This window comes from Streptomyces sp. MZ04 (assembly GCF_004684775.1).
Classification (GTDB): domain Bacteria; phylum Actinomycetota; class Actinomycetes; order Streptomycetales; family Streptomycetaceae; genus Streptomyces.
The window spans coordinates 1-14,894 of record NZ_SRIC01000214.1; the positions used below are offsets into that span (position 1 = coordinate 1).

The following is a 14,894-nucleotide window of genomic DNA, read 5'->3' on the forward strand; positions in this document are numbered from 1 at the left end:
GGCTTAAGGGGGCGATCGGGGGCGGTTAATTGTTCGCGCCCGGATGCGGGTTGTGGGTGGATTTCCGCGCTCCGCGCGTGGTTTCCCCAGCCACCCGCCCCTTACCCCGCAGTGGCTCGCCTCCGGCGGCGTACCGAACCCCGGTGGCCCCTGCCCCCAGGCACCGGCCGCCTGCCGTCCAACTGGATCCAGATGCGGACCTCGGTCCCGCCGAGCACCGACCGCCCGATACGGACATCCCCACCCGTGGACTCCGCCAACTGCCGCGCAATGTCAAGACCCAGGCCAGTGGACCCATCGGCCCCCGACCCCGCGCCCCTCGCCAACGCGGCCTCGGGATCGGCGATCCCCGCCCCCGCGTCCGACACCAGGACGATCACCGCGTCCTCGCCGCTGTGCACGTCCACCGCGAACGCCGCGCCCTCCCGGGTGTGCCGGAAGACATTGCCGAGCAACGCGTCGAGCGCGGCGACCAGTTCGGGGCGCGCCACCGGTATCCACACCGGCCGCTCCACCCCCGCGACGCGCACCTCGCGCCCCTCGTCCTCCGCGAGCGCCGACCAGAAGGCCATCCGCTCCTGGATCACCTCGGAGGCGTCGCAGCCCGCGCCGGGGCCGACCGTGGCGGTCTGCGGCTTCGCGTCCCGTGCCGTGCGGATGATCGTGTCGACCTCGCGCTCCAGCTTCTCCACCGCGATGCGGGTCTGCTCGGCGGCCGGACCGTCCCCGAGCGAGGCCGCGTTGAGCCGCAGCACCGTCAGCGGCGTACGCAGCCGGTGCGAGAGGTCGGCCGCCAACTCCCGCTCGTTCGCGAGGAGTCGGACCACCTGATCGGCCATGGAGTTGAACGCGACCGCCGCCAGGCGCAGTTCGGTCGGCCCCTCCTCCGCCACCCTCGCCCCCAGCTTCCCCTCGCCGAGGTCGTGCGCGGCGCCCACCAGACGTTTGGCGGGCTGGACCATGCGTACGCCGAGCCGGTCCGCGACCGCCACGGACCCGATGATCAGCGCGACGCCGACGCCCGCGAGCACCAGCCATGCCGTGGTCACACCGTTGCTGACCGCGCCCTCGGGCACGAAGATCTCGACGACCGCGATCTTGCCGGAGCTGAGCGCCATCGGCTGGAGCAGCGCGAAGCCGCCGTCGACCGTGGCCGTCCGCGCCCGGCCCTCCTTGCGCGTGGTCTCCACCGCCGCCGCGTCCGTGCGCCCGTCGCCGATGTCCAGGGCGGGCGTCTTGTCGATCGCCGGTACGTAGACGGCCATCCGCCCCTCGCCGCCCGCCTCGGAGGTGGCGACGGCCCGCGTCAGCTGGTCGCGGTCGGTGGTGATGGAGAGCGTGGGGCCCATGCCGGCGGCGTGCCGCTCCGCGTTCGAGAAGGCCCGGTCCCGCGCCATCTCCTGGATGACGAGCCCGAGCGGTACCGCGAAGGCCACCACGACCATCGTCGTGACGGCCAGGCACACCTTGACCAGGGCCCATCTCACAGCGGTGGCTCCGTGAGCGGCGGCTCCAGCTTGACGCCGACACCCCGCAGCGTGTGCAGATAGCGCGGCCGCGCCGCCGTCTCGCCCAACTTCCGCCGCAGCCACGACAGATGGACGTCGATGGTCTGGTCGTCGCCGTAACTCTGCTGCCACACCTCGGCGAGCAGTTCCTTGCGCGGTACGACGACTCCGGGCCGCCCCGCGAGGAAGGCGAGCAGGTCGAACTCGCGCCGGGTCAGGTCGAGCCGCGTCCCGTCGAGCTCGGCCTGGCGCCGCAGCGGATCGATGGCGAGCCCGCCCACCCGTATCTCCCGGCTGGGGGCGGCCTCGCCCGCCGTGACGCGCGAGCGGCGCAGGACGGCGGCCATCCGGGCCGACAGGTGTTCGACGGAGAACGGCTTGGTCAGATAGTCGTCGGCGCCGTCGTTCAGGAGCCGTACGATCTCGGTCTCGTCGTCCCGCGCGGTCGCGATGATCACGGGTACGTCGGTGATCCCGCGCAGCATCTTCAATGCCTCGGAACCGTCCAGATCGGGCAGACCGAGGTCAAGAATCACCACGTCAAAGCGGAAATGGGCGACCTCGCGCAGCGCCTCGAGGGCCGTGCCGACGCTGCGCACGGTGTGCGATGCCTCGGTCAGATGCCGGATGAGGGCCGAGCGTACGAACTGGTCATCCTCGACGACGAGCACACTTGCCATGGGCGGCACCGTACGCCATACGGGCGACACCGGTCCTCCTGGGACACGGGTGCGGCGCGTGGTGCAGTATGGCTCGCGATGCGCAGAGGACTCGTACACGCAATGGCTTGGTCGCTCGCCACCGGCGCCGCGGTCACGCTGTCCTGGTGGGGTGTCCACACGGTGATGGCGGGCACGGCGTACGACCCGCCGCGCGCCGTCCCGCTGGCCGACAGCGGCCATGCCGAGCCGCTCTCGTCGTCCACGCACCGCCCCGATCCGACGCCGAGTCCCGACGCCACCCACTCCTCGAAGCCGTCGAAGTCTCAGAAGCCCTCGAAGTCCCCGGAAAAGGACCCGCCGAAGCCTCCGTCGGGCGGTTCCTCCACCCCGGACGCCTCGGCGGGCAACGTGAAGAGCTACTCGACCGACGGCGGCCGCGTCGTCTTCGACCTCGGCAAGGACTCGGCGACGCTGGTCTCGGCGACCCCGGCGGCGGGCTGGTCGGTCCAGGTCTGGAAGCAGTCGACCTGGATCAGGGTGGAGTTCACCTCGGGCACGGACAAGCTCTCGGTGTTCTGTACGTGGCACGACCACGCCCCGGCGGTCGACATCAACAAGTACTGAATCAACAAGTACTGACCGCTCACCGGAAGACCGACGGCGGAGGCGCGGGCGACGCGACCGCCCCGGCGTCCGTGACGGCGGTCGCTCCCCCGCTGAAGTCGGCGAGCGCCCTGCCGTGCTCGACCCGCGCCGGATGCGAGTCCCCGGCACTGCGCCGGGTCAGCTCGGCGATCGGCAGCGGCAGGTCGCGGCCGACGAGCACCGCGTTGCCGAAGCGCTTGCCGCGCAGCACGGCGGGGTCGGCGATGAGCGCGAGCTCCGGGAAGACCGCGGCGGCGGTGGCGACCTGGCCGCGCAGATGCGCGAGCGGGGGCCCGTCGGCGAGGTTGGCGGCGTAGTACCCGCCGGGCTTCAGGACCCTGCGTACGTCGGTGAGGAATTCCGTGCTGGTGAGGTGCGCGGGCGTCCTCGCCCCGCTGAAGACATCGGCGATGATGAGGTCCGCCCAGCCGTCCGCGATCTTCACGAGGCCTTCGCGGGCGTCGGCGCCGCGCACCCGTACGCGGGCCTGGGGGTCCAACGGCAGTTCGCGGCGGACGAGTTGGATGAGCGCCGTGTCGCGCTCGATGACCTGCTGGGTGGAGCGGGGGCGGGTCGCGGCTATGTAGCGGGCCAGGGTGAAGGCGCCGCCGCCGAGGTGCAGGGCGTGGATGGGCTTTCCGGCGGGCGCCACGAGATCGGCCACGTGTCCGAGCCTGCGCTGGTACTCGAAGTCGAGATACGCCGGGTCGTCGAGGTCGACATGGGACTGCGGGGCGCCGTCCACGAGCAGCGTCCAGGCACGCGGCCGGTCCCGGTCGGGCATCAGCTCGGCGAGCCCGCCGTCCACTTCTTCGACGACGGCTTCCGCCGCGTCCCGCCCACCCCGCCTGTTCCTTGCCATCAGGCCATTATCCGCGCGGAAGACCGGCCCCGCGCGCCCTGCTGCGGGCTGCCTCAGCGACAGCTGTCCGCGGCCTCGATGGTCCGGGCGGCCTGCCCCAGCGCGGCCCGCAGCACAGCGGGATCAGTCACCGGATCGGCCTCGCCGGACGGCGGAAGCAGCCACCCCGTCCCGGCAACGGGCGGCGCGGGCATCGGCTCCGGCGGCTCGGCGGAGTACACGCTCACCCCGCGCCCGAAGGTCTGCGTACAGGCGCTCCCCGGCAGATCCCACCCGTCAGCCGTCCCCGGAGGCACCAGAAAGCCGAGGGTGTCGCAGCTCCCGTCGTGCAGCACGGGCCCGACCCCGTCGCCCTCGCCCGCCCCCCGACGCAGGATGTCGACGGCCTCGAGGCCCTGCCGGGCCGGCACCGTCACCAGGTCGCAGCCGGCCGCGGGCCCCGGCGGCGAGGCAGGCGCCGCACTGTGGTCCTGGCTCGGCAGATGGGCCGCCGTCGTCAGCGACGCCCGCGATGCGTCGTTCTCCGTGCCGATCTCCAACAAGGGGACCCCTCCTCGCAAGGGCGGAAGCCGCGTCGCTCCCTCTCCGCATGGTTCAACGCGATGCGGCGTCAACAGCTACGGCGGCACGCCGCCGCAAAGGATGGCAGTTCATGGCAGATCGTGGGTGAGATATCCCGTTTGTAGCCAAACTCCGCGTGGCGCCCCGGTCACAGCCGGTACGTTCGTGCTCCGCCGGAACAGGGGCAGCACCGCCGGATCCACGAGAGGTCCGGCACACTCCGGCACGATCCGCACGAGAGGGTCAGGCCATGGCGTCGTCACCGATGACATCGTCAACTCAGTCCCCACGACGGAATCTTCTCTTCCGGCAGTTGCGCGGACAGCGCTCGCCGGGTGAGTTCGCCGCCGCGGTCCGCCGGGCCGCTCGTGACATCGGCGAGCGCGTCAGCTGCGACGCCCGTTACATCGGGCGCGTGGAGGCGGGCGAGATCCGCTGCCCCAACTACGCGTACGAGCGGGTGTTCCTGCACATGTTCCCCGGCCGGACGCTGACGGACCTGGGGTTCGCCCCCCGCTCCGCGGTGCGCGGGCGGGGGGCGCGCACCGAGTCCGGAGCGCCCGCACCACACACCACGATCCAGCTGTATGAGTCCCCTCCGTCCGGGCCGCCCGGCTCCGAGTGTCACGAGTGCGACCCGTACGAGATCCAGAGTCACGAGGAGAGCGACGTGCGGCGTCGCGCATTCATGAGCGGCACGGCCACCGTGGCCGCCGCCTCTTTCGGCCCCTTCGGGCCGGCCGCCCAGGACCCGGCCGAGGCTGCCGCGCAGCGCGGCAGCAGGGCGGGCGAGGCAGAGGTGAGCGCGGTCGAGGAGGCCGTGCGGAAGATCCGGCTGCTCGACGACCGGCACGGCGCCGACGGGCTCTACCGACGGGCCTCCGCGCCGCTGAAGACCGCCTACGCCCTGCTCGACGCCGGCACCACCCGGCAGTCGACGGCGGACCGGCTGCACGCGGGCGCCGGTGAACTGGCCATCTCCGTAGGCTGGTTGGCGCATGACTCGGGACGCTTCGACGACGCGCGCTCGCATTACGCCGAGGCCCTCGCGACGGCCCGGATGGCCGGAGACCCGGCCCTGGAGGCGCACGCCTTCTGCAATACGGCCTTCCTGGCGCGCGACGCGGGCCGGCCCCGGGAGGCGGTGCGGGCGGCGCAGGCGGCGGCGCGGGCCGCCCGGCACCTCTCGTCGCCCCGGCTGCTCTCGCTGATCGCGCTGCGCGAGGGCGGGGGCTGGGCGGGGCTCGGCGACCGTGCCGGCTGCGAGCAGGCACTGGCCCGCGCGCACGCGCTCTTCGACCGGGGCTCTTCGGACGCCGACCCGGAGTGGATGAGCTTCTACGGAGAGGCCGAACTCGACGGGCTCGAGGCGCAGTGCTGGTCGGCGCTCGGCGACTGGGAGCGGGCGGCCAGGCACGCCCGGCGCGCGGCGGGCGTGGCATCGGCGCGGACCCCGCAGTTCACCCGGAACATCGCCCTGTACACCGCGGAGCTCGCCGACGACCTGGCCCGCGCGGGCCGCCCCGACGAGGCGGCGACCGCGGGCCTGCGCGTGCTGACGCTCCTCGATGAGGTGCAGTCGTCCCGTATCCAGTCGATGCTCGCGACGACGGCGCGGGTGCTGCTGCCGCATCGGCGGGCTTCGGGGGTCGGCGGCTTCCTGGAACGGCACGCCGCGCTGCCGCGGGCCGTGTAGGTGCCGCGGTTGGCCGCTACGCCAGGTGCCCGGTCTCGTTCCACGACTCGATGGCCGGTTCTCCGTAGGCCCAGCCGAGGGTCGAGATCGAGGTCGGGTTGAGCCGGATGCGGGAGGCGAAGTCGACGCCGAGGCCCAGCCAGCGTGCGCCGATGGACCGCAGGATGTGCCCGTGCGCGAAGACCAGGACATCGCGGTCGGCCTCGCGCGCCCAGGCCACCACCTCGTCCGCGCGGGCGGTGATCTGCCCCAGGGTCTCTCCCCTGGGGACGCCGTCGCGCCAGATCAGCCAGCCGGGGCGGACCGCCTGGATGTCGGCCGGGGTCATGCCTTCGTAGGAGCCGTAGTCCCACTCCATGAGCGTGTCCCAAGTGGTGGCACGGTCCCCGAAACCGGCGATCTCGCAGGCCTCCCGCGCGCGGGACAGGGGGCTCGTGCGCACCTCGACGTCCGGCAGGCCGTCGTAGGGAGCGCGGTGCAGGCGCTCGCCCAGGAGCTTCGCGCCGCGGCGGCCCTCTTCCAGGAGCGGGACGTCCGTCCTGCCGGTGTGCTTTCCGGACAGGGACCACTCCGTCTGTCCGTGCCGGGCCAGCAGGATGCGCGGTGCCATGACGAGCCTTTCCGAGTCGACAGCCATCGGCTGCCAAAAGACGAATTCTGCGGACAGGTGGCTGTCCGTACCCTCCATCATCACTCACGCGCGAGGCGGCGATCACTCGTGCCCGCGAGGAGCAACCCGCCCGGCGATCTCAGCGTCTAAGACCACTGGAGGTCGCCTCGAGGGGGCATTCGCGTACGCCGTAAAGTGAGTCGGCCAGGACCGCGGTACGACCGTAGGACGACCGCAAGAAGAACAATGGATGGGGGACCGGCCGGATGCCGCAGACCGACGCTCCGGGCACCGGGGGGAGCAGCGGGCGCCGGCTTCGCTGGTGGACCGAGCTGCCGCTGATAGCCCTGGTGTACACCGCGTATTCGGCGGGCCGGCTGCTCGCGCGCGGCGATGTGTCGACCGCCGTCGACCACGGTCTGGCGCTGCTGCGCGCCGAGAAGTTCCTGCATGTCAACGCCGAGAGCCCGCTGAACCGTCTCTTCACCGCGAACTCCTGGATAGGTGTCCCGGCCGACTTCTGGTACGCCTCGCTGCACTACTTGGTGACCCCGGCGGTCCTCGTATGGCTCTTCCGTAGCCGCACGGTCCACTACCGCGCGGCACGCGCGTGGCTGATGATCTCCACCCTGATAGGCCTGGTCGGCTTCACCCTCCTCCCGACCTGCCCGCCACGCCTGTTGACCAAGGGTTACGGCTTCGTCGACACCATGGCGCAGTACAGCGACTTCGGCTGGTGGGGCGGCGAGGCGAGCGCGCCGCGCGGCCTCGGCGGCATGACCAACCAGTACGCGGCGATGCCGAGCCTGCACGTGGGGTGGGCGCTGTGGTGCGGGGTACTGATGTGGCGTCACGGCCGCACTCCGCTGACCAGGGCCGTCGCCATCGCCTACCCGCTGCTCACCACGATCGTCGTGATGGGCACCGCGAACCACTACCTCCTCGACGCGGTCGCGGGCGTCGCCGTGATGGGCGTGGGCCTGCTGCTCGTGCGGCCGCTGCTCGGGTTCGCGGACCGGGTGCGGGAACGTTTCGGGCTTTCGCCGGTGGGGGCGCGGCAGCCGTCGGCCGTGGTGACGTCGCACTCCGGATCGGCTGCGGCATCGGGTGCGGGGGCATCGGGTGCGGGGGCGCTCAGCGGCTCGTCCGCCGCGCGGCGCGGCGCCTCGCACGCCCCAGAATCCTCAATTGTCAGTGGCGAGTGCCAGACTTCGACAGGTGAGCGAATTCCCCGACCGCGCAAGCGGCCTGCCGAGTCAGGAGCCGAGCCGGGTGCCCAGTCCGCCGACGCGGGGGACAGCACTGCGGAGTGGGGTCTCCCCTCCTCGAGCGAAGCCGAGAGCTTGGGGAAGGCTCGCTGAGCTGCGCGGCCCGGACGTCCCCGCGAAGCCGCTCGACGCCCGTGCGCTCGCCGCCCTCGCCGCGAACCCGGGATGCCAGAGACGCGCGCTGCTCGACGGCGCGGGCGTGGACAAGGCGTCGCTGGCACAGTCACTGGGCTCCCCCGGCTCGTTCGGGCAGTCCCAGTTCGCGTTCATGCGGGGCAATGCCTTCGAGGCGCGGGTCAAGGCGGACGGCGGCGCGGAGTTGCTGCGGCTCGCGCACGCACGGCTCGGGGGCGGCCCTGAGCCGGTGCCGGGCGAGTCGTCGGTCCCCGACCTGGCGGCGGTGGGCCCCGAGGGACGGGCCGCGCGTACGTCTCTGGCGCTGCGCGAGGCGACGTCGGCGGGCGGCTGGACGCTCCTCGACCACCCGATGCTGGCGCTTGACGTCGCCGGGACGCCCGCGTTCCTGGAGCCGGACGCGGTGGTGATCCATCCCGACGGCACATGGACGGTCGTCGAGATCAAGTCCTTCCCGATGATCGACGGTTCGGCGGACGCGTCGAAGGTGGGCGCGGCGGCACGGCAGTCCGCGGTGTACGCGCTGGCGCTCGAGCGCGTGGCGGCCCGTATGGAGCCCGCACCCCGGGTCCGGCATCATGTCCTGCTCGTCTGCCCCAAGGACTTCTCGAACCTCCCCGCGGCGTCGGCCATCGACGTACGCAAGCAACTGTCGGTGACGAGGCGCCAGTTGGCGCGGCTGACCCGCGTCGAGGACATCGCGGCGACGCTGCCGCCGGGCACGACGTTCGACGTCAACGGCCCCGCCGACGCCCTGACGGCCGCCGTCGAATCCGTCCCGGCGGCCTACGTCCCCGAGTGCCTGGCCGCCTGCGAACTGTCCTTCCACTGCCGCGAACGCTCCCGCGAGGAAGGCGCGGTCACGTCCCTGGGCCGGGCGGTGCGCGGGGAGCTCGGCGGCCTGACGACAGTCGAGGGAGTTCTCTCGGCGGCGCACGGCGTGACGGGCGATCCGACGGACCCGGCGGTGGTGGCGCTGCGGAGGGCGGCGGCGCTGCGGCAGGAAGCACTGTCCGGCGTGGTCGCAGCGGGCGAGGTCGTGGCGGAGGGTGCGCCGTGCTGAGGCTTGCGTCGACGACGACTCCACCCAGGGTGCTGGGGTGGGTGGCGGACGGCGGCCCGCAGACGAAGGAGGCACCCCCGTGTCACTGATCGACAACCTCGCCCGCATGGAGGCGGTCACCACGGGCCGCGCTCAGCCCAGGGCCACCGTCCGGCACCGGCACCTCTCCCAGCGTCCCCTGGTCATCGTCCCGCTCACCACCGCCGGTGAAGCCGGTGCCCCCCTGGGCGCCCTCGTCGGCACGGAGCGCACCGCGCCCCGCCTCATCGCCGTACCCCAGCCGCGCGACCGCGACCTGCGCTTCACCTTCCTCGCCCAACTCGCGGACACCGTCCTGGAGTACGTCGATGCGTACGCCGAAGAGGTCGAGGCGGCGGAGCGCAGCGAGACGGATCCGGAGACCGGCAAGCGGGTCAAGGTGGAGGTCGAACTCTGCGCGGACGCCCCGCAGTTGATCGTCCCGAGCCGGGCCGGCATCGACTTCGTACGGCTCATCGGCCGCTCCACCCGCTTCCGCCGCACCGCCGAGCAGGACCCGGAGACGCCCTACCCCGCGCCGCCCCGCGTCCCCCTCCTCGGCCGCTGGCTGACGCACTTCGGGGAGCGCGCCCGCGTCCCGGGGTCCTCACTCCTGACCGCCATGACCGATCTGCTCTCGCGGCACTGGGCCACGGGACAGAGCAGCCTGGAGGACCAGCACCTGGGCGCGCTGCTCGCCTGGATCGAGGCCCCGGAGGGCACCTCGGGAGCCGATGCCGCGCTCCGCGCCGAGCTGGCGCGGGACAAGGACGGCCAGCTGATCTGCCCGCCCGCGGGCCCCGCCACGGACCCCGCGTTCGACAACCACCTGCTCGCCCCGGCCATCGAGCGCTACGACCGCGCGCGCGGCACCCTCGCCGCCGCCGAGGACGGCGTCGAGGCGGACGCCCGCCTCGCCGAACTGGCCGCCGCCGAGCGGGAGATCCGCGCTCTGATCGACAGCAGGACCCGCCCCACCTGGGACGCGGTGTGGCGCGGCCTGGACGCGCTGTGCACGCTCCCCGAGGCCCAGCACGCGGCGGACCGGTGGACCCGCGACCGCTGGTCGTTCACCGGCCACCGGGACCGCGTGACCGCGGGCGAACCCCCGCAGCCCCGCATCGACGACGCGGTCACCGCGGCCAACAAGCTGGCCGCCCGCGAGCGCGAACAGGCCAGGCTCGAGGCCCAGGAGGCGCTCGACGACCCCCTGGTGATGGCGGGCCGCCGGCTCGCCGGAGAGGCCTTCGCCGGTGAGGTGACGGAGGTGGTCATGGCGTACAGCGAGAGCAAGAACCCGAGGCCGCGCCCCCTGGTGACGATCCGCACGGACGACCGCCCGCACCTGGCCGAGCGGGCGAAGGTGTACCGCTCGCTCCAAGGCAAGCCGCAGACCGCAGAGTTCGTCGCCTACGAAGGTGAAGGCACCGTCATCCTGCGCGTCACCGACAAGATGGGCCGCGGCAAGGAGCCCGAGCCGGGATCGCTGCCGGAGAAGGGCGACCGGATCTGCTGGACGCTCTTCGAGCACGAGCAGCGCGGCGGCCCGAAGCTGCCCGACCCCGAGGCGACCCCCTGGACCCACGGCGGCCCGCCGGGCGACGCCGCCGAGAGCCCCGATCCCGTGACTCCGGAGGACACCCTGTGAGTCCCGTAGCAGCCCCCTTCGACCCCGGCGCGGCAGCGGCCAGGGCCACGGACGCGATCCTGCACGACACGCTGCACGGCGCGCACCGGGGTGTCGTGGTCGACTCCCCGCCGGGCGCGGGCAAGTCGACCCTCGTGGTCCGCGCGGCCCGCGAACTGGCCGCAGCGGGGCGCCCGTTGATGGTCATCGCGCAGACGAACGCGCAGGTCGACGACCTGGTCCTGCGGCTCGCCGAGAAGGACCCCGAGCTCCCGGTCGGCCGTCTGCACAGCAGCGACCCGGACGCGTACGACAAGGCCCTGGACGACCTGCCGTCCGTGCGGACGTCCACGAAGGCCGCCGATCTGGCCGGCCTCGACGTGGTCATCTCGACCGCCGCGAAGTGGGCGCACGTCGAGGTCTCCAAGCTCGACGGTCCCTGGGGACACGCCATCGTGGACGAGGCGTACCAAATGCGCTCGGACGCGCTGCTCGCCGTGGCCGGGCTCTTCGAGCGGGCGCTGTTCGTGGGCGACCCCGGCCAGCTCGACCCGTTCTCGATCGTCGGCGCCGAGCAGTGGGCGGGCCTCGCGTACGACCCGTCGGCCTCCGCGGTGACGACGCTGCTCGCGCACAATCCGGAGCTGCCCCAGCACCGCCTCCCGGTGTCCTGGCGCCTCCCGGCCTCGGCGGCGCCCCTCGTGTCGTCGGCGTTCTACCCGTACACGCCCTTCCGCAGCGGCACGGACCACGGCGACCGGCAGCTCGCCTTCGCCGTACCGTCGGACGGTTCGGGCCCGGACCGGGTGATCGACGAGGCGGCGGAGTCGGGCTGGGGCCTGCTCGAACTGCCCGCGCGGAACACGCCGCGTACGGACCCGGAGGCCGTACGGGCGGTGGCCCAGGTCGTCCGCCGCCTCCTGGACCGCGGCGGCGCGGCCACGTCGGAGCGCGGCCCCGACCCCACGCCCCTGACCGCCGACCGCATCGCGGTGGGCACCGCGCACCGCGACCAGGCGGCGGCGGTGCGGGCTGCCCTCGCGGCCTTGGGGGTCGCGGACGTCACGGTGGACACGGCGAACCGGCTGCAGGGCCGCGAATTCGACGTGACGGTGGTCCTGCACCCGCTCTCCGGCCGCCCCGACGCCACCGCCTTCCACCTGGAGACGGGCCGCCTCTGCGTCCTGGCCTCCCGCCACCGCCACGCCTGCATCGTGATCTGCCGCGCGGGCGTCAGCGAACTCCTGGACGACCACCCGTCGACGGAACCGGTCCAACTGGGCGTGACGGTGAAGTTCCCGGACGGCTGGGAAGCGAACCACGCGGTCATGGCCCGGCTGGCGGAGCACCGGGTGGCCTGGCGCCCATGACCGCCGCACCAGGCAGCGCCCCCGAAGGGGCGCGAGGAACTGCGCGACCAGCCACAAAGCACCCGCAGCCGAACCTCGCAGACGAACCCCGCACCACCCGCGGAGCGAAAGGCCCCCTTGCGCGGCACGAGACAATAGAAGACGGCCCCATGGCCGGAAACCGTACGAGGAGGAAGAACCATGGCGGAGCCCGAGCGGCCCCGGTCCGAACAGCGTCTGCGACCCGCGCCCCTGCTCTTCGAGCCCGCGGAGGCCGCCGCCGATCCGGAGCACTTCTTCGACCTGGAGTCGATGGAGGACCCCCGTGAGCTGCTCGACCGCGCCACCGAGCTGACCCACGCCTTCCGTGCCGCGACGGACCGGTCGATCGAGTTCCAGGCCATGGCGGCCGCCCAGCTCGCCGACCCGCGCCGCTTCGACCGCCTCACGCACGCGGCGATCGCCGAGCGCGCGCAGTGGACCGAGGACTACGCGAAGAAGATGGTCGAGTTCGGCCGTGACCTGCTGCGCGGGACCGGCGCGAGGGACGCCTGAGCTCCTCCCGACGCCCCTTAAGGCGTCCGAACAAGATCACGGGGCATATGCCAAGAGGGCAAGATACTCCCCCTGCCCCACTCTTGTCCCGATTTCTCATAACTCTCAGAAAGGGAACGCCTACTACCGGTAGATGTATCTGCCATGAGCAGCACTGGTCTCCACCCGGACCCCATCAGCGACGTCACCACCGAGGGAGCCGCCTGGCTCGCCTCTGCGGAAACGTATCCGCGCAGCACGCTCACCCACTGGCGCTCCCGCCCCACCGCCCCGGCCGTCCTCCCCTGCGGCACCGTCTTCGACGTGGTGAGCGTCCACGCGGTCTTCGGGCGCCGGATGCTCGACCGCTTATGGGACGAGGGCCCCGGCTCGGGCCCGGTCGCGGAGCACCGCGGCCGCACGCTGCTCTTCGCCGCCCCCGGCACCGCCCACCGGCTGCCCTCGCTGCTCGAGTGGGAGGAGTGGGAGGAGTGGGGCAGCGCCGTCCCCTCGGTGCTCTGCCACGGCACGAGCGACGCGGTCACGGTGCCGCCGATCACCACAGGACAGTGCGATACGCCCACCGCGGGACGCCTCGATTCCCGCTGGCTCGTCGCCCCCGACACCCGGCATCCCTGGCTCCCCGGCCCCGAGGTGATGCTCTGGGCCTGCGTCCGCGCGGCCCGCGCCACGGCGGGCTCGACGGTCCGTATATCGATTTTTCCTGGCGGCGATCAGGATGCTAAGGTCTACGACGTCAGCAGGCGCCGCTAGCTCAGTTGGTTAGAGCAGCTGACTCTTAATCAGCGGGTCCGGGGTTCGAGTCCCTGGCGGCGCACAGACGGTGAGAAGCCCCTCGCGGAAGCGAGGGGCTTCTTGCATGTCGGCTGACCGTGCTCACCCGGCCATGCTCACCCGGCAGAGACCTTCACCGTCCACGACCCCGTAGCCGTCCGCCCTTCGACCTCGATCCGCACGTCGGCGTCCGGCACCGTGAAGCTCTCCCCCACCCCCACCGGCGCGTCCGCGAGCGGCGGATACACCGAGTCGCCCCAGCAGGCCTCCGCGTCCGGGTGGGCGTCGACGACCTCGACCGGGCCGCCGCCGGGCGGCTCCTCGTTGCGTACGTGATAGGCGAGGACGCCCTCGCTGCAGGTCTCGCGGTCGTTGCCCTCGGCACCCCGGGCCTCGATCGCGATCGCGCTGCCGCGGCCCGTGCGGACGACCGCCAGCTTGGTGCCGCCGATGCCGCCGCGCGCGGGCCTGGCCGACAGCGGCTCCAGGGTCAGCCGCCGACCGCCGTCCGACACGCACACCACCTGCCGCGGATCCAGCCAGCCGAGCTTCCACTTGTGCCAGCCGAAGAGGTCCGGGGAGAGCCCGAACTGGCTGCCCATGACGTCCCAGTCGCCGACGTACGTGTCCCAGTCGCCCTTGCCGTCGGTCGGCCGGTGGTAGAGATCGGGCAGGTCGAAGACGTGGCCCGTCTCGTGGGCGAGGACGTTGCGGTCCGGCGGGTGCCGCTCGAAGACCGTCACGATGCGCCTGATGTCGGAGCCGTCGGCCCGCATCGGCCGGTCGAAGTTGACGACCTTCGTCGCGTCCGAGTCGACGCCGGGCGCGTCCGGGTCGGCGACGAGGTAGACGAGGTCGTAGCGGGAGAAGTCGACGCTCGGGTCGGCCGCGGCCACCGCGTCGCGCAGATAGGCGCTGCGCCGCGACGCGTTCCAGTCGCGCTCTATGGCGTACGAGGTGGAGTCCTCCGGCATCTCGACCCACTCGCGCCGCGGATGCGGGCGCAGCGCGAACTTGCCGTACGAGGCGCGGTCGAAGAAGTCGCTGGTGGCGGGGAAGTAGTCGGCCGCCAGGTCATCGGGGTCGGTCAGCGGCGGGGAGTCGGGGAAGGAGAGGAAGACCATCACCGCGTCGAGGGTCCGGTCCGGGCGCGGATAGGCGGTGTTCCAGGTGTCGAGGCCCTCCGAGTGGTGGGCCTCAGTGCGCTCAAGGGCGCACGGGCCCGCCGTGGTCCTGGCGATGGCGGGCCCCGCGACGAGCCCGGTGGCGGCGAGGGCGGTCAGGGACGTGAGGGCGGCGGCCGTACTGCGCAGCCTGGGTCTCTCCCCTCCACGGGTGAGTCCCCAGGGGGGTAGCTGACGCGGCACGTCGACCTCCGGGTGCGGAATACGGGGCATCCCACCCACCCTGTGGTGGTTTATTCGCATTCGCCCTGTTTCCCTGGACCAGCCGAGTGAGGAGCGGCGTCCGAGCGCTCACGGAACGTCACAAGCGGTCGTCGCGCGAAGGAAGCGGCACAGGGGCGAGCAGAAACGATCTGCCGCGAGGAGCGCCCCGGCCC

The 14,894-nt window shown here is 72.7% G+C and carries 14 protein-coding genes and 1 tRNA gene; 9 read left to right on the forward strand and 6 right to left on the reverse strand.

The window, feature by feature from the left end:
* Positions 1 to 101: 101 nt before the first annotated feature.
* A complete protein-coding gene (locus E2651_RS31660) occupies positions 102 to 1,487 on the reverse strand; it encodes a HAMP domain-containing sensor histidine kinase (protein WP_135334690.1) in 1,386 nt (461 codons plus the stop codon).
* Positions 1,484 to 2,188: a response regulator transcription factor gene (locus E2651_RS31665; protein WP_167828952.1), complete on the reverse strand. Its 705-nt coding sequence runs from the start codon at positions 2,186 to 2,188 to the stop codon at positions 1,484 to 1,486. Before E2651_RS31665 ends, E2651_RS31660 begins: the two co-directional genes overlap by 4 nt.
* A gap of 78 nt (positions 2,189 to 2,266) precedes the next feature.
* On the opposite strand from E2651_RS31665, the gene E2651_RS31670 reads away from it, so the two are divergent.
* Positions 2,267 to 2,794 carry a hypothetical protein gene (locus tag E2651_RS31670; RefSeq protein WP_135334691.1) on the forward strand — a complete coding sequence of 176 codons (528 nt, stop codon included), beginning with the start codon at positions 2,267 to 2,269 and terminating at the stop codon, positions 2,792 to 2,794.
* A 19-nt stretch (positions 2,795 to 2,813) separates the two neighbouring features.
* On the opposite strand, the gene E2651_RS31675 is transcribed toward E2651_RS31670, so the two are convergent.
* Positions 2,814 to 3,677: a fused MFS/spermidine synthase gene (locus tag E2651_RS31675; RefSeq protein ID WP_135334692.1), complete on the reverse strand. Its 864-nt coding sequence runs from the start codon at positions 3,675 to 3,677 to the stop codon at positions 2,814 to 2,816.
* Positions 3,678 to 3,730: 53 nt separating this feature from the next.
* A complete protein-coding gene (locus E2651_RS31680) occupies positions 3,731 to 4,159 on the reverse strand; it encodes a hypothetical protein (protein WP_135334702.1) in 429 nt (142 codons plus the stop codon).
* Positions 4,160 to 4,488: 329 nt separating this feature from the next.
* On the opposite strand from E2651_RS31680, the gene E2651_RS31685 reads away from it, so the two are divergent.
* Positions 4,489 to 5,934 carry a tetratricopeptide repeat protein gene (locus E2651_RS31685; protein ID WP_135334693.1) on the forward strand — a complete coding sequence of 482 codons (1,446 nt, stop codon included), beginning with the start codon at positions 4,489 to 4,491 and terminating at the stop codon, positions 5,932 to 5,934.
* A 16-nt stretch (positions 5,935 to 5,950) separates the two neighbouring features.
* On the opposite strand, the gene E2651_RS31690 is transcribed toward E2651_RS31685, so the two are convergent.
* A complete protein-coding gene (locus E2651_RS31690) occupies positions 5,951 to 6,544 on the reverse strand; it encodes a histidine phosphatase family protein (protein ID WP_135334694.1) in 594 nt (197 codons plus the stop codon).
* A 266-nt stretch (positions 6,545 to 6,810) separates the two neighbouring features.
* Here E2651_RS31690 and E2651_RS31695 point away from each other — a divergent pair, with 266 nt between their 5' ends.
* The 7 genes from E2651_RS31695 to E2651_RS31725 all read left to right on the forward strand — a co-directional run bounded on the left by E2651_RS31695 (position 6,811) and on the right by E2651_RS31725 (position 13,376).
* A complete protein-coding gene (locus E2651_RS31695) occupies positions 6,811 to 7,905 on the forward strand; it encodes a phosphatase PAP2 family protein (protein ID WP_135334695.1) in 1,095 nt (364 codons plus the stop codon).
* Positions 7,847 to 9,010: a hypothetical protein gene (locus E2651_RS31700; protein ID WP_135334703.1), complete on the forward strand. Its 1,164-nt coding sequence runs from the start codon at positions 7,847 to 7,849 to the stop codon at positions 9,008 to 9,010. The genes E2651_RS31695 and E2651_RS31700 overlap by 59 nt, the downstream gene beginning before the upstream one ends.
* A 79-nt stretch (positions 9,011 to 9,089) precedes the next feature.
* Positions 9,090 to 10,676, forward strand: a complete 1,587-nt coding sequence (locus E2651_RS31705) for a hypothetical protein (RefSeq protein ID WP_135334696.1) — start codon at positions 9,090 to 9,092, stop codon at positions 10,674 to 10,676.
* Positions 10,673 to 12,025: an AAA domain-containing protein gene (locus tag E2651_RS31710; RefSeq protein ID WP_135334697.1), complete on the forward strand. Its 1,353-nt coding sequence runs from the start codon at positions 10,673 to 10,675 to the stop codon at positions 12,023 to 12,025. Before E2651_RS31705 ends, E2651_RS31710 begins: the two co-directional genes overlap by 4 nt.
* A 180-nt stretch (positions 12,026 to 12,205) precedes the next feature.
* The gene (locus E2651_RS31715) at positions 12,206 to 12,559 is read left to right on the forward strand and encodes a hypothetical protein (RefSeq protein ID WP_135334698.1); all 354 of its coding nucleotides are present in this window, start codon (positions 12,206 to 12,208) and stop codon (positions 12,557 to 12,559) included.
* Positions 12,560 to 12,703: 144 nt separating this feature from the next.
* A complete protein-coding gene (locus E2651_RS31720; protein ID WP_135334699.1) occupies positions 12,704 to 13,312 on the forward strand; it encodes a bifunctional DNA primase/polymerase in 609 nt (202 codons plus the stop codon).
* Positions 13,303 to 13,376 (forward strand) — tRNA-Lys (locus tag E2651_RS31725). Before E2651_RS31720 ends, E2651_RS31725 begins: the two co-directional genes overlap by 10 nt.
* A gap of 73 nt (positions 13,377 to 13,449) precedes the next feature.
* On the opposite strand, the gene E2651_RS31730 is transcribed toward E2651_RS31725, so the two are convergent.
* Positions 13,450 to 14,730: a M6 family metalloprotease domain-containing protein gene (locus tag E2651_RS31730; protein WP_135334700.1), complete on the reverse strand. Its 1,281-nt coding sequence runs from the start codon at positions 14,728 to 14,730 to the stop codon at positions 13,450 to 13,452.
* Positions 14,731 to 14,894 lie beyond the last annotated feature (164 nt).

Coding starts and splice junctions, on each gene's coding strand:
- E2651_RS31665 (WP_167828952.1), bottom strand. CDS start 2,188: ATGGCAAGTGTGCTCGTCGTCGAGGATGACCAGTTCGTACGCTCGGCC.
- E2651_RS31675 (WP_135334692.1), bottom strand. CDS start 3,677: ATGGCAAGGAACAGGCGGGGTGGGCGGGACGCGGCGGAAGCCGTCGTC.
- E2651_RS31670 (WP_135334691.1), top strand. CDS start 2,267: ATGCGCAGAGGACTCGTACACGCAATGGCTTGGTCGCTCGCCACCGGC.
- E2651_RS31690 (WP_135334694.1), bottom strand. CDS start 6,544: ATGGCACCGCGCATCCTGCTGGCCCGGCACGGACAGACGGAGTGGTCC.
- E2651_RS31685 (WP_135334693.1), top strand. CDS start 4,489: ATGGCGTCGTCACCGATGACATCGTCAACTCAGTCCCCACGACGGAAT.
- E2651_RS31730 (WP_135334700.1), bottom strand. CDS start 14,730: ATGCCCCGTATTCCGCACCCGGAGGTCGACGTGCCGCGTCAGCTACCC.
- E2651_RS31715 (WP_135334698.1), top strand. CDS start 12,206: ATGGCGGAGCCCGAGCGGCCCCGGTCCGAACAGCGTCTGCGACCCGCG.
- E2651_RS31695 (WP_135334695.1), top strand. CDS start 6,811: ATGCCGCAGACCGACGCTCCGGGCACCGGGGGGAGCAGCGGGCGCCGG.
- E2651_RS31720 (WP_135334699.1), top strand. CDS start 12,704: ATGAGCAGCACTGGTCTCCACCCGGACCCCATCAGCGACGTCACCACC.